This window comes from Prolinoborus fasciculus, assembly GCF_056724605.1.
The window spans coordinates 32,013-57,691 of record NZ_JBWZQN010000005.1 but is presented as its reverse complement, the minus strand read 5'-3'; the positions used below and the strand labels follow the sequence as shown (position 1 = coordinate 57,691).

The window sequence follows — 25,679 nt, the reverse complement described above, 5'->3', positions numbered from 1 at the left end:
TCTTAACTTCCTTTATTCACAACGTATTGCTGTGATAAACCTCGTGCCATTTGATCTGCTTGCAAGATAGCCTCCAGATCATGTGCAGGTTGATTGTCCATCTGATTCAGGACGTGCTCAGCTACCTGAGGAATTTGGGTAAATCTGATCTGTTGATTTAAAAATGCAGCAACTGCAATTTCATTGGCCGCATTTAAAATCGTAGGTGCAATTCCGCCACTCTGCATGGCCTGACGGGCCAATTTTAATGCAGGGAAACGGAGCATGTCCGGTTCTTGAAAATTAAGTTGTGAATGCATAAACAGATCCAGTGGTGCCACATGCGTACTGATACGCTCAGGCCATGCCAATGCATGTGCAATAGGCGTGCCCATATCCGGATTACCCATTTGTGCCAAAGTCGAACCATCAACGTATTGAACCATGGAGTGAATAATACTCTGTGGATGCACAACAACTGTAACAAATTGTTCTTGAACTGCAAACAAATGACAGGCTTCGATCAATTCTAAACCTTTATTCATTAAGGTAGCAGAATCGACTGAAATTTTTTGACCCATGGACCAGTTAGGATGCTTGCAAGCTTGGGCAGGTGTGACCTCTTCAAGTTGCTGCATGCTGTGGTTCAGAAATGGGCCACCTGAAGCGGTCAGTAGAATCTGGGACACACCCAGTTTGGGCTTGCCATGACGCTCTGCTTCAAAATAATGCTGTGGCAGACATTGGAAAATCGCATTGTGTTCGGAATCCACGGGAAGCAGTAATGCCCCATGATCGCGCGCTGCCTGCATCATGATGTCACCTGACATCACCAAAGCTTCTTTATTGGCCAGCAGTACGCGCTTACCCGCTTTCACTGCAGCCAGTGTCGGCAACAAGCCTGCTGCACCAACGATTGCCGCCATGACGATATCAACATCCGCGTGTTCAGCCACAGCAATTAAACCGGCTTCATCTTGCAGAATTTCAATATCAGATAAATGATGTTGCTGAAGTAGTTTTGAAAGTTCATCTACTTTTTCAGCCGGTACCACCGCCACTTTAGGACGGTATTGCTGGCAAATTTCGACCAGCTCATCAATACGACTTTGCGCGGTCACAGCAAAAACCGAGTATGCTTCAGGATGTCGCTGCAAGATTTTTAAAGTACTTTGACCAATGGAACCTGTAGCACCCAGTATACAAACTGCTTGTGACATTTATAAATCTACACCAATAAGTTTTAAAACAGCCATACCTGCTGCAAAGATTGGAGCTGCAGCAAGCAAAGAATCAATACGATCCAGTACTCCGCCATGTCCTGGCAAAATTCGACCTGAATCCTTAATACCGGCACGACGTTTGATCATGGATTCAAACAGGTCACCCAGTACCGAACTAAATACTGTAACGACAGATAGAATCAGAAATAAAATCAGTTCTGGCCAAGTCATATCCAGATAAAGCAAGGCAACTGCCGTCACGATCAGCATTGAAGTAACGATACCGCCATACAGCCCTTCTACGGATTTATTAGGACTAACATTCGGCGCCAGCTTTTTCTTGCCAAATTTACGACCCACAAAATATGCACCACTATCTGCGCCCCATACCAGTAAAAACAGGTACATCAGCCACCACGGTGAACTTTGCCAGACAGAGAAAATTGCAGTAACCGCAGCAGAGATCAGAACTACGCCGATTCCGTGCAGGCTGGCGTTGTACCAGCCATCATATTCAGGATAGGTTTTAACCCAGTAAATACTGAGCAACCAGGTAATTATAGAAGCTACCCATAACAATAAGGCAACTTCGGCAAAATACAATGCCAAAGCTGAAAGTGCCGCAGTGAGCACTCCATATCCCCAAGCAACAGGTTTGATGACATGTTTAAATTTTCGCGGCATGAGTTTGAACCACTCATAGCCGGCCACCCCAGCAGCAAGAACCATCAATACAAACATTGGATAATGTGATTCGGTAGCAAACATACAGCTCAGTACAACTGCTACCAACACCAATGCGGTTATAATCCGCTCAAACATGTATTAATTCTCAAGTTTTTCCTGATGAATCTGTTCTGATGTTTTACCAAAACGACGTTCACGCCCACCAAATACGGCAAGTGCATCATCAAGTTCTTCAACGGTAAATTCTGGCCATAGCGTCTCAGTGAAATAAAGCTCTGCATAGGCTGCCTGCCATAACAGGAAATTCGAAAGACGGAAATCTCCACCCGTACGAATCAGCAGATCAACTGCAGGTAAATCACCGAGGCTGACATATTGACCAAATACATCAGTATTAATTGCATCAAGATCTAATTTATTTGTTAAAACATCGCTAGCAATTCGCTGTGCAGCTTGTGCCATATCCCACATACCACCATAACTGATTGCAATAGTGAGTGTCATACTATTGAAATTAGCAGTCCTTTGTTCGGCATGCAACATAAGTCCCTGTAATTCTGGGGACAAACGGCTGCGATCACCGATAAAGCGTAAGGCAATATTGAATTTTTCCATGCGGGGCAATTGTTCATGAATGGTATCAACCAGCAATTTCATGAGCAATTCAACTTCAAACTGTGGACGATTCCAGTTTTCACTTGAAAAGGCAAATACAGTTAAAGCCTGGATATTTCTTTTTTTACAGTGTTCAACAATCGGATCCAGAACCGTTTTTCCTTCACGGTGTCCATCACCTTTTTGCATCTGATTTTTTTTGGCAAAACGATTGTTGCCATCCATGATGATGGCAACATGTTTCGGAAGACGGGGATTTTCTTCAGCAACGGTCATCGATGAATTAGACCTTCATCAATTCAGCTTCTTTCGCAGCCAAGCGCTTGTCAACTTCAGCAACAAATTTGTCGGTAATTTTCTGGATTTCGTCAGCAGCACGACGCTCTTCATCTTCAGAAATTTCTTTTTCTTTCAACAAAGCCTTGATATCGCCCAATACATCACGGCGAATGTTACGGATCGCCACTTTGGCATTTTCTGCTTCATTACGCGCAACTTTCTGCATGTCACGACGCGTTTCTTCAGTCAACGCAGCCATTGGTACACGAATCGCATCTGCTGTAATTGGGTTCAGACCCAAATCAGATTCACGAATCGCTTTATCAATTGCAGAAACCATTGAACGTTCGAAAGGCTGGATTAACAAAGTACGTGAATCTTCAACACCTACGTTTGCCACCTGGTTCAATGGAACGTCTGAACCATAGTAAGAAACCATCACGTTATTTAAAATTGATGGATGCGCACGACCGGTACGAACTTTTGCAAAACCATGCTCTAGAGATTCTAGAGTTTTGTTCATACGGTCTTCGCTGTCTTTTTTAAGATCGTTAATCATATGATCTTCCTTACTTAATTCTTGAAAAGAGGTTATTACTAAATTAGCGTGTAGTATAAAGTGCTTTGGTGCTCACGTCATTAATTGGTAACGTGAGTCCCTTCTTTTTCACCCATCACAACGGAAAGCAATGCGCCAGATTTATTCATATCGAATACTTGTAGCGGCACATTGTGATCACGACATAAACAGATTGCAGTTAAGTCCATCACACCCAGCTTTTCGTCCAGAACTTGGTCAAAAGTCAATGTGTCATATTTAACCGCATCATCATATTTGCTTGGATCTTTATTATATACGCCATCAACTTTGGTCGCTTTCAAGATCAAGTCTGATTCGATTTCAATACCACGTAAACAGGCAGCTGTATCTGTCGTAAAGAACGGATTACCTGTACCTGCCACGAATACACACACTTCACCCTGAGTCAGGTGACGGATTGCATCACGGCTTGAGTAAGACTCAACCACGGCACCAATTGGCAATGCAGACATTAAACGGGTTTTAATATTACGGCGCACCAAAGCGTCGCGAAGTGCCAAACCGTTCATGACTGTTGCCAGCATACCCATCTGGTCGCCAGTTACACGACCAACTAGACCATCTTTTTGTAGCTGGCTACCGCGATACAGGTTACCACCACCCACAACAATACCTACTTGTACGCCTAAACCCACGAGGTGCGCAATAGAAAGTGACATCTGATCGAGCACTTGTGCATCGATCCCCATGTCTTTATTGCCTGCCAGCGCTTCACCAGAAAGCTTTAACAGGATGCGACCAAAGCGTGGCTTTTTAGAATCCAACATCATCAAACTCCAAAGTATTCAATTTAAATTTTTTTAATTCAAAATCTTAAGCAGACTTGATTGAAATGAGTTTTGCATACAGATCGTATTCATCTGCATCAGTAATTTCGACTTCAAGTAAATCCCCCGCCTTGATGACGCTTTTATCGATATCTTCAACAAAAACATTACCATCAATTTCAGGTGCATCTGCATAAGAACGCGCAACCGCTACCGGGAATTCATCTTCCAGGTCATCTACCAGCACAGTCATGGTCTGACCGATACGTTTTTGGAGTTTGGCTGCCGAGATTTCTTGCTGAACCTGCATGAAACGCTCATAACGCTCTTGTTTAATTTCTTCAGGAACGTGATCTGGCAAATCATTTGCTGTCGCACCTTCAACTGGCGAATAGGTAAAACATCCCACACGATCCAGCTGGGCTTCTTTCAGCCAGTCCAGTAACATCTGGAAGTCTTCTTCAGTTTCACCCGGGAAGCCCACCACAAATGTTGAACGCAACACCAGATCAGGACATTTCTCGCGCCAGATTTTCAAACGCTCCAGTGTATTTTCACTGTGCGCAGGTCGTTTCATCAGTTTGAGAATTTTTGGACTCGCGTGCTGGAATGGAATATCCAGATAAGGCAGGATTTTGCCTTGTGCCATCAGGTCAATTACTGCATCTACATGCGGATATGGGTAAACATAGTGCAAACGTACCCAGATTCCCAACTGACCCAATGCTTCACACATGTCATAGAATTTGGTTTTAACCGGCTGACCATTCCAGAAATCCAGCTTGTATTTCGTGTCCAGGCCATAAGCAGAAGTATCCTGGGAGATCACGAGTACTTCTTTTACACCGGCACGTTTCAGCGCTGCAGCTTCTTCAAGCACAGAACCAACTGGACGTGAAACCAGATCGCCACGCATGCTTGGAATAATACAGAAGGTACAACGATGGTTGCAGCCTTCAGATATTTTCAGATAAGCATAGTGTTTTGGCGTCAGGCGGATGCCTTGCTCTGGAACCAGATCAATAAATGGATTGTGTTTTGGCGGCTCAGGTACGTATTGATGAACCGCATCCATAACTTCTTTATATGCCGCTGCACCTGTCACTTTCAGGACATTGGGATGCATTTGGCGAATCTTGTCTTCGTCTTTACCTAGACAACCTGTTACGATCACGCGACCATTCGCGCTCATCGCCTCACCAATCGCATCGAGCGATTCTTGCACTGCGGATTCAATGAAACCACAGGTATTTACTACAACTAAATCAGCACCGTCATAATCCGAAGCGACGTCATAACCTTCAGTCTTTAACTGGGTTAAAATACGTTCAGAATCTACCAATGCCTTAGGACAACCTAAAGATACAAAACCGACTTTGGGGGACTTCATGAATTTTCGCTCTACTAGAATGCGCGTATTGTATGTCTTTTCGCATCATAAAAATAGTTGAAAACCTGACTCTTTGCATCATGCACTAAAATATTGCCATAAAATATTCAACATACCCACTCATGCACCAAAATGAATCATTTTAGATTTACAGCCTCAATTTAATCCGCTATATCTAAGATGAATTGTGTTGCTCTGTCACATTTCTGCATTTCATCGCAATAAATAATCTCTCGTCATAAAAGTTGGCGTGCATCTTGCATCAAATCAGAACTTAAAATTGATTAAATTGCTTTATGAAGATGCCATTGCGCCATTTTAATACAGGAACAAACCCGCGAATGGATCAAATTATTCCGATCGACTATCGTGCTTTAGTGGACAATATGACCACGTGTATCTTATTGATAGACCGCGATCTTAATATTTATTATCTGAATTCTGCCTGTGAAGCCTTATTTGATGTGAGCTTATTCCGCGCGAGCGGCACATCCGTGCTCAATATTTTGCAAAACCCGACAGATGAGTTTAATACCGAAGAAGCCCTGAATAATACTTTAACTACGGGACAGCCTTATACACGCCGCGAAGCCACTATTCTGGTCAACTTTAAAGACATTCATGTTGACTACACTGTTTCTCAGCTAAATCTGGGCAAACCTTATCATCCGCTACTGCTCATCGAACTCAATCCTCGCGATCGCATGTTAAAAATCTCTCGTGAAGAAAATCTGCTGCAACAGCATCAGGTAGCGCGTCAGCTGATTCGCGGTGTTGCGCATGAAATCAAGAATCCCTTGGGTGGCATTCGCGGGGCGACTCAACTCCTGGCACGCAGTTTGAATGATCCACAATACAAAGAATTTACCGACATTATTATTAGCGAAGTGGATCGACTCAGAAATCTGGCCGATACCATGCTCGGTTCACGCCAGCTTCCGAGCTATGAACTGGTCAATGTGCATGAACCTCTGGAACGGGTGCGTTCACTGATTGCCAATCAGACCAAAAAGAAAATCAAGATTACCCGGGATTACGACCTGTCCTTACCGGAAGTTCTGGCAGACCGCGACCAATTGATTCAGGTCATTTTGAATATTTGCGCCAATGCCGTACAGGCCATGACCGAGAACAAGGAGTTCTTTGTCGAACATCAACCGGAACTGATTTTAAGAACCCGGATTCAGCGTCTCTTTACCATTAACGGGGTGATTCACCGCTCTGTAGTAAGGATTGATATTGAAGACAACGGTCCAGGTGTGCCGGAAGAGATTATCGAATCGGTGTTTTATCCGCTGGTCACCAGTCGCGCAAAAGGTACCGGACTGGGCCTCAGTATTGCTCAAAATATTATTCATCAGCACAACGGCATGATCGAGTGTCAGTCCGTGGCTGGAAAAACCGTCTTTAGCTTATATTTACCTTGGGAGTCGAATCATGTCGCGAAATAAAATATGGGTGATTGATGACGATCGCGCCATGCGCTGGGTACTGGAAAAGACCTTTAAAGAGGAAGGTCTGGATGTGACCAGTTTTGAAGAAGCACAATCTGCACTAGACCAACTGAGTCTGGAAGCACCCGATGTGATTTTGACCGATATCCGCATGCCGGGTATTGATGGACTTACCTTCCTGGGCAAGGTTAAACACAGTTATCCTGACCTACCTGTCATTATTATGACGGCGCATTCAGACTTAGAATCGGCTGTTTCTAGCTATCAAACTGGTGCTTTTGAATATCTGCCTAAGCCTTTTGATATTGATGAAGCACTGGCGCTGGTAAATCGTGCAATTTTACATATCACCAAGCTACAGCAACAAGAATCAGCAAAAGCGGCTCCACCAATTCAATCTACCGAAATTATTGGTGAATCGCCTGCCATGCAGGAAGTGTTTCGTGCCATTGGCCGTTTATCACAATCGCATATTACCGTGTTGATTAATGGTGAGTCTGGTACAGGTAAAGAACTGGTAGCGCATGCCCTGCATCGTCATTCACCACGCAGCTCAAAACCTTTTATTGCCCTCAATATGGCGGCGATTCCAAAAGACCTGATCGAAACTGAACTTTTCGGCCATGAGAAAGGTGCATTTACCGGTGCTAATACCCAGCGCCAAGGTCGTTTTGAACAGGCAAATGGCGGTACGCTGTTTTTAGATGAAATTGGCGATATGCCATTTGAGACCCAGACCCGTTTATTGCGTGTCCTAGCCGATGGAGAGTTCTACCGAGTTGGCGGTCATATTCCGGTTAAGGTCGATGTGCGTATCGTGGCTGCAACACATCAGGATTTGGAAAAACTGGTCCATGATGGTCGTTTCCGTGAAGACTTATATCACCGCCTGAATGTAATTCGTATTCATATTCCAAAACTGGCACATCGCAGTGAAGATATTCCGATGCTGGCGCAGCATTTTCTGGCACGTGCCGGTAAAGAACTTGGGGTCAACCCAAAGATATTACGTCCTGAAACCCAAGAATATATGCAGAAATTGCCATGGCAAGGTAATGTGCGTCAACTTGAAAATACCTGTCGCTGGCTGACTGTCATGATCACAGGTCGTGAAGTCTATCCTGAAGACTTGCCACCTGAGCTGAAACAGATTCCAATTCATCAGCAGGATCCGGGTGCGCCAATTCCAACGCTAAACCAGATCGCACCGCATCACTGGGATGAATTGCTGGGTCAATGGGCGATGCAGAAACTCAAAAATGGTGAAATGAAACTTCTGGATGTTGCGACGCCAATGTTTGAACGCACCTTGATCAATGCAGCCTTGCAACAAACCCGTGGCCGTAAACGTCATGCCGCAGAGCTTCTAGGTTGGGGTCGCAATACTTTAACGCGCAAGCTTAAAGAATTGGGCATGGATACTACGGATGATGAAATCGAAGAAGAAATAGAAAGTTAATCTTTCCATATAAAAAAGCGCCGATTGGCGCTTTTTTATTGATGATGATCTATGCAGTAAAACCCACATAGCGGAAATACCCATCTATGCCCAGATCAGACTTATAGATCAGATAATTTGAATAAGTCGCTTGGGTGATTTCATCCAGCATATTCACCTGATCATCATTGGCATGCAAATCATCTACAGAACGCGGCATGCTGTGCTCGAATTCATCGGTCATATATTCAAAGCCTATATCCATGGCAATAAACAGGGTATGTTCACAAGGTTGCACATATTGCTCTTCTGCCCAATCAATCACGTTGTGCTGACAATGCGGACAGGCAATATTATCGGTGGCCTGAATCGAGAGTTGAATAAGTTGATAAGCCATATAAAAATCAATCTGTTTACTATCCGTATATTTTAGCAAATTTTATGGACTGACTTTATTCAATTAAAAGTCTCGACGATAAAAAAAGGAATCTTCAGATTCCCTTTTTGTATTGATAGATCTCAATGATTAATTACTTATGAGCAGCCTTATAACGTGATAGTGCGGTGACGGCTACTGCCGATACGACCACTGCTGGTAAACTTGCCACAAGAATACCTGTGGTGCCCAAACCTAATGCCAGAATTTTTCCAGTTAATAATGGTCCAGTCATCGCCCCTAAACGCCCTAAAGAGATCGCACTGCCCACGCCTGTCACTTTGCCTGCGCCTGAGTAAAAAATCGGTGAGATCCCATATAGAATAAATTGACCACCCGTAGAGAAAATGCCACCCATGACTCCCGCCAAAATTAATAACGGAATAGAAGTTGTGGTGAATAACAATACCAAGGCAACAAACAAGCCACTATAAATGATGGTCGCCATTTGCCAAAGCTTTAAACGATCCAGTAAATAACCTAGGCTCAGGGTTCCAATGACAGCGCCCACCTGGAACACCAACATCACCAAAAATGCCTGCTGTTTCTGCAAACCTTGTTCCATAAGTAAATTTGGCAACCAGCTAATCAAAATATAATTGATCATCAAGGTAAAAAAGAAGCCAACCCAAAGAGGCACTGTATTTTTATACTGTCGCTGCTTGAACAACACCTCAGCCATTCCCGGCACAGCTTCGCCAGAAACCGGTACTTCCGCATTCACTTTAGGCTTATCTTTAAGAATAAACGCCATTAATGGAATCAGTGCTAAAGGTGTTAATCCCCCAATCAGGAATAAGGTTTGCCATTGAATCTCTGGAAGCAGCATGGCCAGACCGGCAACAAAGATCGCCCCTACCGGTAAACCACAATACATCAGACTATTTAGCTTGCCACGGTTGGCTTCGGTTGCTTCATCACCGACGACTGAAATCATGGTTGGCATTGCCGCACCTAAACCCAGACCAGTAAAGAAACGCGCTGCATATAAAACTTCGATGCTGGGCGCAATTGCAGTCAGCGACATGAACAGACCAAAAATAGTCACAGAAAGCATCAGGACTTTCTTTTGTCCTAGATAATCTGCAATACGTCCGCCAAAGAATGCACCAAACAGCATTCCAAAGACACCCAGACTAAATACATAGCCCATTTGGATTTGATCTAAACTAAAGCTTGCCGCAATTCCTTTCGCTGCAATCCCGGGAGCTTGAAAGTCAAAACCTTCAAAAAATGCGACCCAAAAACATAAGAATATGGTTAATATTTTTTGGGCTTTTCCGCTATATGGCTGCGCCATGACTGATCTCCATCAATAATTCACAAACCGTTTGATAGTGTGACGATCCGTTGCATTATTCTTAACCTAATCTTGATAGAGAAATAGCACGACAATAGTCGGGTTTAAGCACATCAACATGTGTAAATACCCTCCAAATTAGACCTAAAAGATTGTATTTATAGACTTAACACATCTTAATAATATTTATTATATATATTTATCAAATACTTAATTTAATTGTAGTTATTTTTAATTCAACGATAGTCAAAACTTATACAAAACTACAAGCCGATAAAAAGCCCGCTTAATGCGGGCTTTTTTAGCGCAAAATCTTAAGCAGATTTCTTTGCTTGTGCATTCTTACGAATTGTAATCATCACCAGTTGAACTGCTGCAGGGGTTACACCTGGAATACGACTGGCTTGCGCCAATGTTTCAGGACGAACATCTTTCAGTTTCAGGGTAATTTCACGGGACAGACCTGACACGATGTCATAATCGAAATCCGCAGGAATACGGGTTTCTTCAAGACGTTTCATTTGTGCGACGTCTTCATGCTGACGATTAATATAACCCGCATATTTCACTGCAATTTCAATTTGCTCACCGACAAATGGTGATACTTCAGAATTGGTTAACTCTGCAATTTGAGCAAATGAAATGTTTGGACGTTTCAACAAATCAATCGCCGAACATTCTTTAGACAGGTCTGCACCGGTCATCTCAACGAATTTCTTACCCATTGGGTTATTTGGTGCGGCCCACAAGTGTTGCAAACGGCCTGTTTCTTTTTCCACTGCTTCCATTTTCTCACAGTACACTGCCCAACGCGCGTCATCCACCAGACCCATTTCACGACCAATGGCTGTTAAACGCTGATCTGCGTTATCTTCACGCAGCATCAAACGGTATTCGGCACGTGAGGTGAACATACGGTATGGTTCTTTGGTACCTAATGTGATCAGGTCATCAACCAGAACACCCATGTATGCTTCATCACGTTTTGGCGTCCATTGCTCCTGATCCCAAGCACGGCGTGCAGCGTTCAAGCCTGCAAGCAAACCTTGCGCACCCGCTTCTTCATAACCGGTTGTGCCGTTGATTTGACCGGCGAAATACAAGTTATTAATTGCTTTGGTTTCAAGGGTAAATTTCAACGCTTGTGGGTTGAAATAATCGTATTCAATGGCATAGCCCGGACGAAGAATGTGCGCATTTTCCATACCACGGATCGAGCGAACCAGTTCAAACTGAACGTCGAACGGTAAAGAAGTCGAAATACCATTTGGATAAAGCTCATGTGTATCCAAGCCTTCGGGCTCCAAGAAGACTTGGTGAGAATCTTTATCGGCAAAACGGTGAATCTTATCTTCAATCGATGGGCAATAACGTGGTCCAACACCTTCGATCACACCCGTGTACATCGGTGAACGGTCTAAACCGCCACGAATGATTTCATGCGTGCGTTCATTGGTATGCGTGATATAGCAATTTACCTGCTCAGGATGCATAGACACATCCCCCATGAATGACATGGTCGGAGATGGGAAATCACCCGGCTGTGGTGTCATCACAGAGAAATCCACTGAACGCGCGTCAATACGTGGTGGTGTACCTGTTTTTAAACGACCTACTGGCAAGTTTAATTCACGCAAACGATGTGCAAGTGAAATAGATGGCGGATCACCAGCACGACCACCGCTAGATTTCTCCAGACCAACGTGGATGACACCACCTAAGAATGTACCTGCTGTCAGCACCACAGTTTTCGCATCAAAACGGATACCCATTTGGGTAACCACACCTTTAACGGTATCGCCTTCAACAATCAGGTCATCTGCGGCTTGCTGAAAAATATCAAGGTTTGCTTGGTTTTCTAATGTTTCGCGAATAGCCGCTTTATAACGTACACGGTCCGCCTGCGCACGTGTTGCACGTACTGCAGCACCTTTACGCGAGTTCAAAATACGGAATTGAATACCGCCTTTATCGGCAGCCAGTGCCATCGCACCGCCCAAAGCATCAATTTCACGCACCAAATGCGATTTACCAATACCACCGATGGCCGGGTTACAGCTCATCTGCCCTAAAGTCTCAATGTTATGAGTTAAGAGTAAAGTCTGTCGACCCATACGCGCTGCAGCCAGAGCCGCTTCCGTACCGGCGTGACCGCCACCGATAACAATAACATCGTATACTTTAGGATAATGCATAGTGGTAATTGAGAGATAAAAAAGGATAGCTGAGCATTATAGCAAATTTCACTCTAAAGTAGACAAATTCAGTAGAATTTATCCTCAGATAAATCGCACTTAACTCGCACAACATTAAAGCACTGTAATTTAACTTTGCAGAGGGACTATATAAATTAAACATATAAGCTGAGAAATTTACTCGATTTGCATTGTTTAATCTCGCGCATTTTTTAATCTATATGTTGGTTACATTACAAACAAAGGTATAAAAGATGAATAAGAATATTTTCCTCTCAACCGTTCTATGTGGTTTATGTTTTGCGCCGTTTGCTGCATCAGCGAATGATAAGGTCGAAACCATTTATAATGCACAAAAGTACCAACAGGTTTGTAAAGGCAAATCCCAAGGTGCACAAGTCAGTTTTGCCCATCGCGGCATTATCTGGAATGGTACCTGTGAACAGCAGTTTTTCGCTTCATCCAAAAACGCTTCAATCAAAGGCGATGAAGCCGAACTCATGAGTACTTGTAGCGGCAACAGTGGTGCAACCACTGCCACCATTAATGGTACCGAAGTCAAAGGTAAATGCGCATTAGGCTTTATGCCACCACGCCCTCAGGGACAATCTCAGATGCAAAGCCAACCAATGCAGCCGCAAATGCAAAGTCAGCCTATGCAGCCACCGATGCAAAATCAACCAATGCAGCATCAGATGAACCAGCCAGCACAGCCTGACTCACCAATGCAAGGCCAGCCAGGTATGTAGCCGATATATATCTAAATAGTTTAGATTTCAAGTAAAAGCTTTGACGGGCAAAGTGACTGCATTTTGCCCGTTTTTTATTGCTTATTTATTCATCTAGGCTAAACTCGAAATATATCTATAAATGTATAATAAAAAGGCAAATTCATGGATTCGGGGTTTTTTAGCGTTTTTTTGCCAATTACATTGGCAATCATGATGATGGGGCTGGGGCTAGAACTCACCATCAAAGATTTCCTGCGCTTAAGTCGCTATCCTAAAGTCATTTTTATTACTTTATTTGCGCAGTTAGTGCTGTTACCCAGTATTGCTTTTTTTATTTGTCTGATTTTGGACTTGCCCGCTTTGCTTGCTGTAGGTCTGATGTTGCTAGCCGCCTCACCTGGTGGCCCAACCGCAAACCTGTTTAGCTACATATATAAAGGTGATGTAGCACTGAATATTACTCTAACCGCCATTAATACCATCATCTCTATTTTTACTCTGCCCTTTATTATCAATCTGTCCTTACACTACTTTATGAGTCATGACTCAAACGTGACTTTTCCAGTTGAAAAGATTGTGCAGGTCTTTTTAATTACCTTGATTCCCGTGATCATGGGTATGCTGCTTCGAGCCAAATTTCCAAACCTGTCGATTACAGTCAGCAGGCCCATGCGCTTACTCTCTATCGGTTTTCTAACCATCCTATTCATATTCGCCATTTTCAGAGAACGTTCGAATTTGGTCGAATACTTTGCCAATATTGGTACAGCAACTGCGATTTTATGTTTTTCCAGCCTGTTTATTGGCTATTGCATCCCTCTACTCATGGGCATTCCAGAGAAAATGGCACGTGCTTGTACCTTTGAAATCGGCATTCATAACACAGCCATTGCCCTAACCATTGCGATATCGGTCTTAAATAATGTCACGATGGCTATTCCTGCAGGCATTTATACAATTTTCATGTACAGTTTCGCCACTATTTTCGGTGTGCTGATTAGTCGCCAGCAAGTGGTGTATAGCAATAAAAGTCGTTTATCAGATTTGTAATTTATTTGGCTGATTCTGCTATAAGGCTGTATGCTTTTCTAAAGAAAATCAGAAGTATTAAAACAATTTTCGACAAGGAGCATACAGATGGATTCTGGCCTTATAACGATATTACTGCCGCTGGCACTTGCAATCATCATGATGGGACTGGGCCTTGAACTGACGCCTCGGGACTTTAGCCGTGTCACTCGTCACCCCAAAGCCGTATTTATAGCATTGTTCTGCCAACTGGTTATTCTGGTTGGCATTGCCTTTTTACTCTGCAAGCTATTCGCTTTAACCCCATTACTCTCAGTCGGGTTGATGCTCTTGGCGGCTTCGCCCGGGGATGCAACAGCCAACCTGTTTAGCTATCTGTTTAAAGGTGACTTAGCCCTCAATATCACTTTGACTGCTATCAACTCAGTCATCGCAGCGATTACCTTACCTTTAATTATTAATTTTTCGATCATGCATTTTATGCAGGATAGCCAGCAAGTTGGCCTGCAATTCGGCAAGATTCTGCAAGTCTTTGCGATCATCCTGATTCCGGTGGGAATTGGCATGTTGATTCGGCGCTATGCACCAGGCGTGACAGCAAAACTGAATCGGCCGCTGCGGATTTTTTCGATTGGCTTTTTGGTGCTGATTATTATTGCCACACTCATCAAAGAGCGCAGCAATATCGGTGAATACTTGACCCAGGTGGGTCTGGCGACTGCCTTGTTCTGCATCCTGAGCCTGAGTATTGGTTATCTGATTCCGCGACTACTGAATATTAATAGCGCTCAAGCCCGTGCCAGTGCATTTGAAATTGGCATTCATAACAGCACCCTCGCCATGACCATTGCCCTGACCGTGATTGGCAGTGCTGCTGTGGCGATGCCAGCCGCGGTTTATTCTATCTTTATGTATATCTTTGCTGCAATTTTTGGCAGTCTGTTGAACCGGCTTGCACCACTCCCGGCGCAAACACCTTTAACGAATCTGGACTAGATAAGCTCTGGAACTGTTCAAAGGATGCCTCAGGCATCCTTTTTATTTTGGGAATGGATCAAGAAGATAGCAGCGTTGAGTCTGAACTTCCGTTACAATAGCTTTTTGAAAAATGTATAAAGGTTATTTCTGTGAAGTGGTTACAAATTCATATTACGGTTGAACAGGCTCAGGTTGATTTTACTGAGACATTACTCAGCTCGCTAGGCGCAGTGAGTGTGACTTTGGATGATGCTGAAAACCAGGATTTGCTGGAACCACTTCCAGGTGAAACACCACTCTGGAATAAAGTGATTGTGACCGGTATTTATGCGCAGGAAGAAGGCGAAGAAATTGATGTTACCGCACTAGAAACCTTTATTCGTGCACAAATGCCAGATGCTCCGATCCGTCATGAACTGATTGAAGATCAGGCTTGGGAACGCACCTGGATGGATGCCTATGAGCCAATTCAGATTGCTGATAAATACTGGATCGTACCCGAATGGATGGAAGCACCTGATGCCGATGCGGTAAACATCAAGCTTGATCCAGGGCTGGCTTTCGGAACAGGCAACCACGCTTCAACTTTCCTGTGCTTACAATGGCTCGGCAAAATTAATGTGAAAGATAAAATTGTCATCGATTATGGCTGTGGCTCAGGCATTCTCGCGGTAGCTGCACTCTTATTAGGTGCGAAAAAAGCATATGCCACGGATATCGATCCACAAGCTGTACTGGCGACTCAGCAAAACGCTGAACTGAATGGCGTACTGGACAAGCTTTATGTCGGACTGCCAGAAGAATTTAGAGATGAACTCGGCAATACCAAAGCTGACGTATTTGTTGCCAATATTCTGGCAGCACCACTAATGATGCTGGCTCCTGAGTTCGCAACTTTAATTAAATCTGAGGGACAGTTCGCACTTGCGGGTGTTATTGAAGAGCAAGTTGCTGATGTTACTAGCATTTACTCAAATTATTTTGATATATTAGAGGTAGAAAAACGAGATGAGCACTGGTGCCGTATCTCGGGTAAACGCCATAAGAACGAATGAGCCTATAAATAATCCATGAGTGACAAAAGAACCCATTGCCCTACCTGTTCCACCACCTATAAGGTCACAGTTGCTCAACTCACCGTTGCGCAGGGTATGGTTTGCTGTCCCAAATGTACTACTTCGTTTAATGCCTTATCGCATTTGGTGACCGAAACCCGGAATTCGGTCACCGCCCCAATGTCTCAGGCTCAGTCGAACTCCAGCGAATTCAGCAAAACTGATGCTCAAAATAGACCAGGTGTTTATCACACGGATCAGCAGCATCGTCATAGCCTGCTACAGATTTTTGATCAAAAAGTTGAACATTCCAATATTGACCTGGAAACCTATTTAAATAACCTGAATTATTTCAGTACCGAGCCAATTTCAGTATTACCGAGCATGAATTGGGAAGATCAGGCAGAAAAACAGACTAAACGCGGGCCAATGTACTATATAGGCTGGAGTTTACTCAATCTGTCACTGTTCAGCCTGCTGATGTTTCAATTCTTCTGGTTCAATCCGCAATACATCAAAAACAGTCACGTTATGAGCCTGGCCTTTAACACTGCCTGTGAAGTGTTTAATTGTTCCAATCTGGAAAAATACTACACACTGATTCAGGCCAATAAAGTCAAAATCAAGGCAACCGGTAATAATGAAGCTGAGTTTAGCGGTGAGCTGATCAATTTTCATGACCGTAGCCTGGCCTTACCGATTTTAAGAATCAATCTGGAACATCGCGGTGAAGTGATTGCAACTTATAACCTGTCCTCCGAAGAGTACCTGATTGAAAGTCTGGTCAATATTCAGCGCATCCCAAAAAACAGCCCGTTTAAATTCAAATTTAAGCTTCCAGTCGATCGTAAAAGCTTTGATCGCTATACTTTGGAAATAATTCGCCCCTAATCTGCTGAGAAAGCATTAAAAAATTAAAAAAAGTTAAAAAAAATGCAGTTTTCTTGCTCACTTTTGCTTAGACAATGGTATGATACGCGCCACGAAAGCTATGTGCTGCAACTCCTCGCGACTTTTTCACAACAAATACAGTCTTGCCTAATGCGCTATAAAATTTATTGCGTATCGTGCAGATTTTTTTGTTTTGATTTTGGTCAGTAACAAAACTTTAACTATTGTTACGCTTATTTTTCGACCAAATCGCAGAGATGTGTCAAGCTACAGGCTCAATGTAATGACTAAGTTTTAGAACTTCCGTTTTAGGATCTAAAATGGAGTTCATTTCAATTTCTAGACCACTTTTATATATCACTTTACCCAAGTGATATCTGTTTTTCGGATTAATTCGCATGAATAGCAAATCTCCTATTTTTACTGCACAATCTGATGTTGCTTTACGTATCCACGTAGATCGCGCAGTTCGCCACTATTTTGCACAACTGCAGGGCGAGCAACCATCTCAGGTATACGACATGGTGCTAGCAGAAATGGAGAAACCTCTTCTATCTGTAGTTCTAGAATATACACGTGGTAACCAAACACGTGCTGCCGAGATTCTCGGACTCAACCGTGGTACTTTACGTAAAAAGTTAAAAGCTCACGGTTTAATGAGTGAATAAATGATAAAATGCTTGCGGCTTCCGCAGGCATTTTTTTTAACCTGTAAATTGCTGATTTTGTTTTATTCTGTTCCTTGAAAACTGTGACGAAGATCATGACTATTAAACGCGCTTTAATCTCTGTGTCTGACAAGACTGGTATTGTTGAATTTGCACAAGAACTTGCTGCTCTAGGGGTAGAAATTTTATCTACAGGTGGTACCTACAAATTGTTGAAAGACAATAATGTGGCTGTAGTTGAAGTTTCGGAGCATACAGGTTTTCCAGAGATGATGGACGGCCGTGTAAAAACACTACATCCAAAAATTCATGGGGGTATCCTGGCTCGTCGTGGTCTAGACGAAGCTGTGATGGCTGAACACAACATTGATGCTATTGATTTAGTCGTTGTAAACCTTTATCCATTTGCTGCAACGGTAGCCAAACCAAACTGTTCACTTGCTGATGCTATCGAAAACATCGACATCGGTGGTCCTACCATGGTTCGTGCTGCAGCAAAAAACCATGCATCTGTAGGTATCATCGTAAATGCTTCTGACTATGCAACTGTCGTTGCCGAGCTTAAAGCTGAGGGTGCTTTATCTCATGCAACTCGTTTTGACCTAGCAGTAAAAGCATTTGAACATACTGCTCAATATGACGGCATGATCGCATCTTACTTAGGCGCTCGCGTAGGTAAAGAAGAAGGTCAGGCAGACAAATTTGCACGTACTTTCAATACTCAATTGAACAAAGTTCAAGACCTTCGTTACGGTGAAAACCCGCATCAAGCTGCTGCATTCTATGTAGAAGACACAGCGACTGAAGCTTCTGTTTCAACAGCGAAACAGCTTCAAGGTAAAGAACTCTCTTATAACAACATCGCAGATACTGATGCAGCACTTGAATGTGTGAAATCATTTGCGAAGCCTGCTTGTGTGATCGTTAAACACGCTAACCCATGTGGCGTTGCAGTATCTTTAGACGGTATTCAAGCAGCTTATGATCTTGCGTATGCAACAGATCCTGAATCTGCTTTCGGTGGTATCATTGCATTCAACCGTGAATTAGACGTTGCAACTGCACAAGCGATTGTAGATCGTCAATTCGTTGAAGTGATCATTGCACCGAGCGTTGCTGAAGGCGTTCTTGAAGTAACAGGCGCGAAGAAAAACGTACGCGTACTTGTATGTGGCGAACTTCCAGCAATCGATGCGCGTCAATCGCAACTTGACTACAAACGCGTAAACGGTGGTTTGTTAGTTCAAGATCAAGACTTGGGCATGATCACTAAAGATGATCTTAAAGTAGTCACCAAACGTGCGCCGACTGAACAAGAAATCGATGACATGATCTTCGCTTGGAAAGTAGCGAAATACGTAAAATCTAACGCGATTGTGTATGCTAAAAACCGTCAAACCATTGGTGTCGGCGCTGGCCAAATGAGCCGTGTAAACTCAGCTCGTATTGCTGCAATCAAAGCTGAACATGCTGGCTTAGTAGTTGAAGGTGCGGTAATGGCATCTGACGCATTCTTCCCATTCCGTGATGGTATTGATAACGCTGCGAAAGCGGGTATCAAATGCATTATCCAACCGGGTGGTTCTATGCGTGATGAAGAAACGATTGCTGCGGCTGACGAAGCTGGTATTGCAATGGTGTTTACTGGTATGCGTCACTTCCGTCACTAATTAATTTTAAATCCTCCCTAGCCCTCCTTAATAAAGGAGGGTTTTCTATATCATAGTAGAGCGAAGGGAGTCCCCCTTTTATCAAAGGGGGATTTAGGGGGATTCTATTTCAGAAGGATTTTTTTTAATGAATATTTTAGTTTTGGGTAATGGTGGTCGTGAACATGCACTTGCATGGAAAATCGCGCAAGATGATAAAGTCGCAAAAGTATTTGTAGCACCGGGTAATGCAGGTACTGCAACAGAAAATAAATGCGAAAATGTTGCCTTAAATATTTTAGACAATGCTGCGATTATCGACTTTGCAAAAAGCAATGCGGTTGATTTAGTGGTTGTTGGTCCTGAAGCACCACTTGTAAATGGTGTTGTAGATGCATGCCGTGAAGCTGGCGTTAAAATTTGGGGTCCAACTCAATTTGCTGCGCAGCTTGAAGGCTCTAAAGCATTCGCTAAACACTTCCTTAAACGCCATAACATTCCAACGGCTTTCTATGACGTATTTACTGAAGTAGATGCTGCGAAAGCATTTGTTGAGAAAAATGGTGCGCCAATCGTGATCAAGGCTGATGGTCTTGCTGCAGGTAAAGGCGTAATCGTTGCCATGACCAATCAAGAAGCATTTGCAGCAATTGATGACATGCTTGCAGGTAACAAGTTTGGCGATGCAGGTTCTCGCGTTGTGATCGAAGAATTCCTTGCGGGTGAAGAAGCATCTTTCATTTGTATGATTGATGGCGACAACATCTTGCCAATGGCAACATCGCAAGACCATAAGCGTATTTTTGAAGGCGACCAAGGTCCGAACACCGGCGGTATGGGTGCTTACTCTCCTGCACCTGTTGTGACTGCTGATGTGTTTGAAAAAACCATGAATGAAGTGATGCGTCCTACCGTTGAAGGTATGAAAAAAGACGGTCACGTTTACACTGGTTTCTTATACGCTGGCTTGATGATTGACGACAAAGGTCAACCAAAAGTAATCGAGTTTAACTGTCGTTTTGGTGACCCTGAAACTCAACCGATCATGATGCGTTTAAAATCATCTTTGGTGGATCTCGTTGAAGCTGGTATTGCAGGTAACTTACCTGCTGAAGCTGAATGGGATGAGCGCAAGACTGTTGGTATCGTTTTAGCGTCAAAAGGCTACCCAGAAACTTCAAGCAATGGTGATGTGATTTCAGGCTTAGACACTGAAATGACTGATGCGAAAGTGTTCCATGCAGGTACTAAAGCCAATGAAAATGGCGATATCGTCACTGCTGGTGGTCGTGTACTTTGCGTGACTGCACTGGGTAATACCATTGGTGAAGCACAAGCAAAAGCTTTAGAACTTTGCCAAAAAGTAACGTTCGACGGCGTTCAATATCGTAAAGACATTGGTTACCGTGCGATTGTGCGTGAAAATGCTTAATTTTATTTAAGTATAAAAAACCCCGATTCTTTCGGGGTTTTTTTATTTGCTTATACAATCCACAGAACTATTCATACGCCTATAAATAATTTACTCTTTTGCACATCACTAAAATAAGAAGTTGAATATATGTATATTTGGAAATATTGCTGGGAATGTAAGCACGATACTCCACAAAATAGATTGAATTTAACAATCCACCCAAGAGTTATCGAAGGTTTTTCAAAAAATATAACGACTGATCAAGCAACCTCACTATGGACTTACAGCATTGATGCCTACCAGTTCACCCAATGTCAAAAATGTAATGCGCCATCATTACATTTAGACTCATTTCATGTAAAAGATATTGATGAGAACACTAGCCAAAAATGGGCTTCAATAAAATCTGATTTAGAGAACTTAGGGAAATGCGAATCTTATTAGATATCAAGTACGAGTTTTCCCAGATTCAACAAATCATTATTGCATGAAAAAAAATGGTCTTTCGATCTACCTAAAGATGATCTGTTGCTCTTCTTTGAAGTCATTTCAGCCTACGAAAAAGGATTATTTATTTTAGCTCTTTCAGGAATTCGAACTCTAATAGATAGATACTTAGTAAAAAAAGTAGGCGATATAGGAGGATTTGAAAGAAAGCTCAAAAAAATGTTAGAGGACAAACATATTAGTAAGACACAATATGAAATATTAAATACGATTATTGAGGGTGGAAATGCTTCTAACCATAGAGGCTTTAGACCTGAAGAGGAAATGGTAAAAACATTTTTAGACGTAGTCGAGGATATAATATCTTTGGACTATAAAACGAAACAGTTTAATGAGTTTAAAGAGCAAATCCCTAAACGAAACTAAAAAATCGTAACCAAATTAAGATACCTAATGACTATTCACCTTCAAACCCCTCGCCTGATCCTGCGCCAATGGCAAGACTCCGACACTGCGCCATTTATCCAAATGTGTGCAGATGACGAGGTCATGCGCTACTTCCCTAAAAAACTCGATGCGACTGAAGCAACTGCATTTATTGAACGTATTCGTACTGCCATAGAAACACGTGGATGGGGACTCTTTGCCGTAGAACTCAAAGCTACAGGCGAATTCATCGGTTTTATCGGCTTACACGTGCATCCATTTGAACTTGAAATTGCCGATGCCCCTGAAATTGGCTGGCGCTTGCTACCGCAATACTGGAATCAAGGCTATGCCACTGAAGGAGCCAAAGCGGTACTGAAATATGCCTTTAGAACTCTACGACTTGAAAAAGTCATTTCTTTTACTGCATGCGTCAACACGCCATCAGAACGTGTCATGCAAAACATTGGCTTAGAAAAAGTGGGAGAGTTTGATCATCCGCTTGTACCTGCCGATCATATCTTGTGTAGACACGTACTCTACAAAAAACAGCGTTCGGATTATCTGCATATTCCCTTCTGTTAAAACAAGCTTGTAATATCATGACCAGAGGAAACCAAGATCAGATACTGACTCGCTTAAGTTAATATAAAGGAAAGATTTATCTCGTTAATGATAGGATTTTCTTAATTTCCCAAAAATCACATATTTTTTATATTTATCTATATGCATTTTTCATATTTCTATCTTAAAAAATCTTATAAAGATCACTATTTAGACACATCTATTAAAACTATATTTTCAATATAAATAATATATTGTTTTAATTAATATTTTCTTTAAAAGATCTTTTTTTATATTCGACTAAAGAGATAAGCAAGGCTTTTTTATCCAGTATATCGAATATAGATTTATTGCTATGATATCCGCAACTTCAGAGCACATAAACCTTGGCATGTACTTATAAAATATCTATTTTCTCTCTCCAAAATAGATCAAGTACATCAGATTTGGGCTGCCTCTGACTTGATCAAGTTCACCAGAACTGTTGCTGCACGCTTGCATCTTCCGATCTCAAGCCCTCCTCAGCAATGATCAAGCCACCTACTTAGATCGTAATAAAACTCTTATTTAACACGATTTAAAAATGCTTATACTTTAGGCAAGAATAGAATTAGGACAATTTCATGAAAAAGTTACTTGGCGTTATCTTAAGTGCCTCTGTATTGACTTTAACTGGGTGTGGTAAACAAGAAGCGCCTGCCACTGATGCAGCGCAAAGCAAAGATGCTAATGGTCTTCAAACTGTAACTATGGCTTCGACCGGTTCAGATGCAGACGTATGGCGTTATATCGCGACCCTGCCTGAAACCAAAGCAGCCGGTATCAAACTTGATGTGAAAAATTTTACTGACTATGTGTCAATGAACACGGCAGTAGCCAACAAAGAAATTGATGTGAATGCATTCCAGTCTTATGCCTATATGGTGGCTTACAACGATGCCAACACAGCCAAAATTGTACCTCTATCTACCACTTATTTAGAGCCAATGGGTATTTACTCAAGCAAAGTGAAATCTTTAAACGAGTTTAAAACTGGTGCAACCATTGCTATTCCTAACGACGGCGCAAACGAATCACGTGCATTATTACTTTTACAATCAGCAGGCCTAGTTAAATTAAAAGCTGGTTTTGACAATGTCAAAGGTACAACTTCTGATGTGACCGAAAATGCAAAACAAATCGTGATTAAGCCAATTCAAATGGCGACTGCAGTACGTGTAAAAGATGAAGTTGATGCGATTGTGCTGGGCAATACCCTGGCAATGGAAGGTGGTTTAAACGTATTGAAAGATGCGATTTACTATGAGCCAATCGATCAAAGCACAAAAATGAATGTCAACGTATTAGCTGTTGCAGCAGACCGTCAAAACGATCCAGTCCTGCAAAAAGTGGGTGCGTTGTATCATACGCCAGCAGTAAAAGCATATGTTGATGAACATTTTGGTGGTACGAAAGTTGCGGTAAACAAACCTGTGACGTATTTAACTGAATCAAAATAGTACTATAATAGACTTTTAGAACAGGCAAGGACGATTTCTTGCCTGTTTTTTTATCCGTGATGCAGTTTTTGACACTATGATTGAATTTAAAGATATTTCAAAACAGTATGAGCTTAAGGGTCAAACCTTGCATGCCTTGAATCAGATTAATCTTCAGATTCCAACCGGCAGTATTTTTGGCATCATCGGTTATAGTGGTGCCGGTAAAAGCACCCTCATCCGTCTGATCAACCTGCTTGAGCGCCCAAGCTCAGGCCGGATTATCATTAACGGAACAGATTTTACCGCACTGGATGCCAAAGCATTGCGTCAAGAACGTGCCAGCATCGGCATGATTTTCCAGCATTTCAATTTAATGCAAACCAAAACCGTGGCAGCCAATATCGAAATGCCCATGAAACTCCTAGGCTGGAGCAAGGCAGAACGGGAAAAGCGCCTCGAAGAATTATTAGACTTTATTGACCTAAAACATAAACGTCATGCTTTTCCAGATGAATTGTCTGGCGGTCAAAAGCAGCGTGTTGGTATTGCCCGTGCCCTTGCCAATCATCCAAAAATTTTACTCTGTGATGAAGCGACTTCTGCACTTGATCCACAAACCACCAAATCTGTTCTACAGCTACTTAAAAAAATTAATGAAGAACAAGGCATCACCATTGTTATGGTTACCCATGAAATGGATGTAATTGAAACCGTGTGTGATTATGTCGCCGTGATGGAAAAAGGTGATGTGATTGAAACCGGCAGTACCTTACAAATATACAGTCAGCCCCAGCACCCGACGACCAAGAATTTTATTCAGACCGTATTACAGCAGCATTTACCAGTCAATATTCTGAATAATCTGGAAAACCAGAACCACAACAGTATTTATTGCCTGAAATTCCTTGGTAGCTCGGCACAGGAAACCGTGATTCAAGCGGTGATTAAACAGTTTGATATCAGTTTAAATATTCTGTTTGCCAATATGACCGAAATTAATGGCACGGTGATTGGCCAGATGTTTATTCAGCTACTGGGTGATGCACAAGAAATTCAAGCAGCAATAAAATTCCTTGAACAACACGGCGTACAAGTCGATCAGGCGGGAGTACAGGCATGAGAGATTTAATTGTACAGTGGCTGACAACGATCACGGCGCCGTTCTGGAAAAGCTCCCTGTCGATAGATCAGTTTGTGACAGCATTGCAAGAAACCTTTCATATGGTGTTCTTCGCGATGCTGTTTGGCTGTATCTGGGGCTTCATTCAGGCGATTACTCTGCTGGTGACACGTCCGAATGGAATTCTGCCGAATCGTGTGATTTATCACGGTCTCAATCCTATTGTGAATGCGCTGCGTTCGCTGCCGTTTATTATCCTGCTAATTGCAGTCATTCCACTGACCAAGTTAATCGTTGGTACATCGATTGGTACATGGGCAGCAATTGTTCCATTGACCATTTATGTCGGCCCATACATTGGTCGCCTGATTGAAACATCTTTGCTTGAAGTGAATGAAGGTATTATCGAATCTGCCCAAGCCATGGGCGCGACGCCAATGCAGATTATATTTAAGTTTATTCTGCCGGAAGCGCGTAGTTCCCTGATTCTTAACCTGACCACCGCCACCATCAGTTTGATTGGTGCCACGGCAATGGCGGGTGCAGTCGGTGCGGGTGGTATTGGTGACTTAGCGATTTCTTATGGTTATCAGCGTTTTGATACCTCTGTTGTCATCATGACGGTGATCGTATTACTGATTCTGGTGCAGATTGTACAAAGCCTCGGTGACTGGTTATCCCGACTTCGTTAAGCTAGTTTTTATGTATGAATAAATCCCTCTTTTTGAGGGTTTTATTGTTTTTAATACTTACAAACCCTTTCTCATTATTTCAAAGTAAAGTCCGGCAACTATTTGATACGTGCCACGGCGACAGGAAGTCGCCCGTTGGTCTGTGGCACATGGAAGTGCCATCAGATCAA

General features: G+C 42.7%; 24 protein-coding genes. 15 read left to right on the top strand and 9 right to left on the bottom strand.

Annotated elements, in window-relative coordinates:
• Nucleotides 1-2: 2 nt before the first annotated feature.
• From ispC to rimO, 6 genes are all read right to left on the bottom strand, one after another.
• Entirely contained in the window at nt 3-1,199 is a 1,197-nt protein-coding gene (gene ispC / locus AC1P5O_RS01970) for a 1-deoxy-D-xylulose-5-phosphate reductoisomerase (RefSeq protein ID WP_004279882.1), read from the bottom strand.
• A complete protein-coding gene (locus AC1P5O_RS01965; protein ID WP_004279883.1) occupies nt 1,200-2,024 on the bottom strand; it encodes a phosphatidate cytidylyltransferase in 825 nt (274 codons plus the stop codon).
• A gap of 3 nt (nt 2,025-2,027) precedes the next feature.
• Nucleotides 2,028-2,780: a polyprenyl diphosphate synthase gene (uppS, locus tag AC1P5O_RS01960; protein WP_005263065.1), complete on the bottom strand. Its 753-nt coding sequence runs from the start codon at nt 2,778-2,780 to the stop codon at nt 2,028-2,030.
• Nucleotides 2,781-2,787: 7 nt separating this feature from the next.
• A complete protein-coding gene (frr, locus tag AC1P5O_RS01955) occupies nt 2,788-3,342 on the bottom strand; it encodes a ribosome recycling factor (protein ID WP_004279885.1) in 555 nt (184 codons plus the stop codon).
• A gap of 80 nt (nt 3,343-3,422) precedes the next feature.
• A complete protein-coding gene (pyrH, locus tag AC1P5O_RS01950; protein ID WP_004279886.1) occupies nt 3,423-4,151 on the bottom strand; it encodes a UMP kinase in 729 nt (242 codons plus the stop codon).
• A gap of 46 nt (nt 4,152-4,197) precedes the next feature.
• Nucleotides 4,198-5,541 carry a 30S ribosomal protein S12 methylthiotransferase RimO gene (gene rimO, locus AC1P5O_RS01945; RefSeq protein ID WP_005263068.1) on the bottom strand — a complete coding sequence of 448 codons (1,344 nt, stop codon included), beginning with the start codon at nt 5,539-5,541 and terminating at the stop codon, nt 4,198-4,200.
• Between the two features lie 341 nt (nt 5,542-5,882).
• Here rimO and glnL point away from each other — a divergent pair, with 341 nt between their 5' ends.
• Nucleotides 5,883-6,992: a nitrogen regulation protein NR(II) gene (gene glnL / locus AC1P5O_RS01940; protein WP_005107202.1), complete on the top strand. Its 1,110-nt coding sequence runs from the start codon at nt 5,883-5,885 to the stop codon at nt 6,990-6,992.
• A complete protein-coding gene (glnG, locus tag AC1P5O_RS01935; RefSeq protein ID WP_004279889.1) occupies nt 6,979-8,454 on the top strand; it encodes a nitrogen regulation protein NR(I) in 1,476 nt (491 codons plus the stop codon). The genes glnL and glnG overlap by 14 nt, the downstream gene beginning before the upstream one ends.
• 49 nt (nt 8,455-8,503) lie before the next feature.
• Here the strand turns inward: glnG and AC1P5O_RS01930 are convergent, their stop codons facing one another.
• The 3 genes from AC1P5O_RS01930 to mnmG all read right to left on the bottom strand — a co-directional run bounded on the left by AC1P5O_RS01930 (nt 8,504) and on the right by mnmG (nt 12,364).
• Nucleotides 8,504-8,830 carry a hypothetical protein gene (locus AC1P5O_RS01930; RefSeq protein WP_005246639.1) on the bottom strand — a complete coding sequence of 109 codons (327 nt, stop codon included), beginning with the start codon at nt 8,828-8,830 and terminating at the stop codon, nt 8,504-8,506.
• 133 nt (nt 8,831-8,963) lie between these two features.
• Entirely contained in the window at nt 8,964-10,169 is a 1,206-nt protein-coding gene (gene mhpT / locus AC1P5O_RS01925; protein WP_005263070.1) for a 3-(3-hydroxy-phenyl)propionate transporter MhpT, read from the bottom strand.
• Nucleotides 10,170-10,483: 314 nt separating this feature from the next.
• Nucleotides 10,484-12,364, bottom strand: a complete 1,881-nt coding sequence (gene mnmG, locus AC1P5O_RS01920) for a tRNA uridine-5-carboxymethylaminomethyl(34) synthesis enzyme MnmG (RefSeq protein WP_004279892.1) — start codon at nt 12,362-12,364, stop codon at nt 10,484-10,486.
• 254 nt (nt 12,365-12,618) lie between these two features.
• Between mnmG and AC1P5O_RS01915 the strand changes: the two genes are divergently transcribed.
• The 13 genes from AC1P5O_RS01915 to AC1P5O_RS01855 all read left to right on the top strand — a co-directional run bounded on the left by AC1P5O_RS01915 (nt 12,619) and on the right by AC1P5O_RS01855 (nt 25,509).
• Nucleotides 12,619-13,113, top strand: a complete 495-nt coding sequence (locus tag AC1P5O_RS01915; protein ID WP_005263072.1) for a hypothetical protein — start codon at nt 12,619-12,621, stop codon at nt 13,111-13,113.
• A 144-nt stretch (nt 13,114-13,257) separates the two neighbouring features.
• On the top strand, nt 13,258-14,145 hold the full coding sequence (locus tag AC1P5O_RS01910; RefSeq protein ID WP_005263073.1) for a bile acid:sodium symporter family protein: 888 nt from the start codon (nt 13,258-13,260) through the stop codon (nt 14,143-14,145).
• Nucleotides 14,146-14,232: 87 nt separating this feature from the next.
• A complete protein-coding gene (locus tag AC1P5O_RS01905; protein WP_121980231.1) occupies nt 14,233-15,120 on the top strand; it encodes a bile acid:sodium symporter family protein in 888 nt (295 codons plus the stop codon).
• 131 nt (nt 15,121-15,251) lie between these two features.
• Entirely contained in the window at nt 15,252-16,157 is a 906-nt protein-coding gene (gene prmA / locus AC1P5O_RS01900) for a 50S ribosomal protein L11 methyltransferase (RefSeq protein WP_004279896.1), read from the top strand.
• Nucleotides 16,158-16,172: 15 nt separating this feature from the next.
• Complete coding sequence (locus tag AC1P5O_RS01895; protein ID WP_005263075.1) at nt 16,173-17,048, top strand: MJ0042-type zinc finger domain-containing protein; 876 nt, start codon at nt 16,173-16,175, stop codon at nt 17,046-17,048.
• A 398-nt stretch (nt 17,049-17,446) separates the two neighbouring features.
• Nucleotides 17,447-17,716, top strand: a complete 270-nt coding sequence (gene fis, locus AC1P5O_RS01890; protein WP_001086304.1) for a DNA-binding transcriptional regulator Fis — start codon at nt 17,447-17,449, stop codon at nt 17,714-17,716.
• A 92-nt stretch (nt 17,717-17,808) separates the two neighbouring features.
• Complete coding sequence (gene purH, locus AC1P5O_RS01885; protein WP_318270586.1) at nt 17,809-19,386, top strand: bifunctional phosphoribosylaminoimidazolecarboxamide formyltransferase/IMP cyclohydrolase; 1,578 nt, start codon at nt 17,809-17,811, stop codon at nt 19,384-19,386.
• Nucleotides 19,387-19,513: 127 nt separating this feature from the next.
• A complete protein-coding gene (gene purD, locus AC1P5O_RS01880) occupies nt 19,514-20,797 on the top strand; it encodes a phosphoribosylamine--glycine ligase (protein WP_005263077.1) in 1,284 nt (427 codons plus the stop codon).
• A 465-nt stretch (nt 20,798-21,262) separates the two neighbouring features.
• Nucleotides 21,263-21,652: a DUF4145 domain-containing protein gene (locus AC1P5O_RS01875; RefSeq protein ID WP_005263082.1), complete on the top strand. Its 390-nt coding sequence runs from the start codon at nt 21,263-21,265 to the stop codon at nt 21,650-21,652.
• Nucleotides 21,653-21,679: 27 nt separating this feature from the next.
• A complete protein-coding gene (locus AC1P5O_RS01870) occupies nt 21,680-22,237 on the top strand; it encodes a GNAT family N-acetyltransferase (protein ID WP_005263084.1) in 558 nt (185 codons plus the stop codon).
• A 602-nt stretch (nt 22,238-22,839) separates the two neighbouring features.
• Complete coding sequence (locus AC1P5O_RS01865) at nt 22,840-23,715, top strand: MetQ/NlpA family ABC transporter substrate-binding protein (RefSeq protein ID WP_005263086.1); 876 nt, start codon at nt 22,840-22,842, stop codon at nt 23,713-23,715.
• A gap of 76 nt (nt 23,716-23,791) precedes the next feature.
• Nucleotides 23,792-24,817 carry a methionine ABC transporter ATP-binding protein gene (locus AC1P5O_RS01860; protein ID WP_348942185.1) on the top strand — a complete coding sequence of 342 codons (1,026 nt, stop codon included), beginning with the start codon at nt 23,792-23,794 and terminating at the stop codon, nt 24,815-24,817.
• On the top strand, nt 24,814-25,509 hold the full coding sequence (locus AC1P5O_RS01855) for a methionine ABC transporter permease (RefSeq protein WP_004279923.1): 696 nt from the start codon (nt 24,814-24,816) through the stop codon (nt 25,507-25,509). Before AC1P5O_RS01860 ends, AC1P5O_RS01855 begins: the two co-directional genes overlap by 4 nt.
• Nucleotides 25,510-25,679: the final 170 nt, after the last annotated feature.

Coding starts and splice junctions, on each gene's coding strand:
- AC1P5O_RS01930 (WP_005246639.1), bottom strand. CDS start 8,830: ATGGCTTATCAACTTATTCAACTCTCGATTCAGGCCACCGATAATATT.
- AC1P5O_RS01865 (WP_005263086.1), top strand. CDS start 22,840: ATGAAAAAGTTACTTGGCGTTATCTTAAGTGCCTCTGTATTGACTTTA.
- mhpT (WP_005263070.1), bottom strand. CDS start 10,169: ATGGCGCAGCCATATAGCGGAAAAGCCCAAAAAATATTAACCATATTC.
- AC1P5O_RS01895 (WP_005263075.1), top strand. CDS start 16,173: ATGAGTGACAAAAGAACCCATTGCCCTACCTGTTCCACCACCTATAAG.
- AC1P5O_RS01860 (WP_348942185.1), top strand. CDS start 23,792: ATGATTGAATTTAAAGATATTTCAAAACAGTATGAGCTTAAGGGTCAA.
- uppS (WP_005263065.1), bottom strand. CDS start 2,780: ATGACCGTTGCTGAAGAAAATCCCCGTCTTCCGAAACATGTTGCCATC.
- AC1P5O_RS01870 (WP_005263084.1), top strand. CDS start 21,680: ATGACTATTCACCTTCAAACCCCTCGCCTGATCCTGCGCCAATGGCAA.
- pyrH (WP_004279886.1), bottom strand. CDS start 4,151: ATGTTGGATTCTAAAAAGCCACGCTTTGGTCGCATCCTGTTAAAGCTT.
- glnL (WP_005107202.1), top strand. CDS start 5,883: ATGGATCAAATTATTCCGATCGACTATCGTGCTTTAGTGGACAATATG.
- AC1P5O_RS01965 (WP_004279883.1), bottom strand. CDS start 2,024: ATGTTTGAGCGGATTATAACCGCATTGGTGTTGGTAGCAGTTGTACTG.
- frr (WP_004279885.1), bottom strand. CDS start 3,342: ATGATTAACGATCTTAAAAAAGACAGCGAAGACCGTATGAACAAAACT.
- AC1P5O_RS01915 (WP_005263072.1), top strand. CDS start 12,619: ATGAATAAGAATATTTTCCTCTCAACCGTTCTATGTGGTTTATGTTTT.
- purD (WP_005263077.1), top strand. CDS start 19,514: ATGAATATTTTAGTTTTGGGTAATGGTGGTCGTGAACATGCACTTGCA.
- fis (WP_001086304.1), top strand. CDS start 17,447: ATGAATAGCAAATCTCCTATTTTTACTGCACAATCTGATGTTGCTTTA.
- AC1P5O_RS01910 (WP_005263073.1), top strand. CDS start 13,258: ATGGATTCGGGGTTTTTTAGCGTTTTTTTGCCAATTACATTGGCAATC.
- rimO (WP_005263068.1), bottom strand. CDS start 5,541: ATGAAGTCCCCCAAAGTCGGTTTTGTATCTTTAGGTTGTCCTAAGGCA.
- glnG (WP_004279889.1), top strand. CDS start 6,979: ATGTCGCGAAATAAAATATGGGTGATTGATGACGATCGCGCCATGCGC.
- mnmG (WP_004279892.1), bottom strand. CDS start 12,364: ATGCATTATCCTAAAGTATACGATGTTATTGTTATCGGTGGCGGTCAC.
- ispC (WP_004279882.1), bottom strand. CDS start 1,199: ATGTCACAAGCAGTTTGTATACTGGGTGCTACAGGTTCCATTGGTCAA.
- AC1P5O_RS01905 (WP_121980231.1), top strand. CDS start 14,233: ATGGATTCTGGCCTTATAACGATATTACTGCCGCTGGCACTTGCAATC.
- AC1P5O_RS01855 (WP_004279923.1), top strand. CDS start 24,814: ATGAGAGATTTAATTGTACAGTGGCTGACAACGATCACGGCGCCGTTC.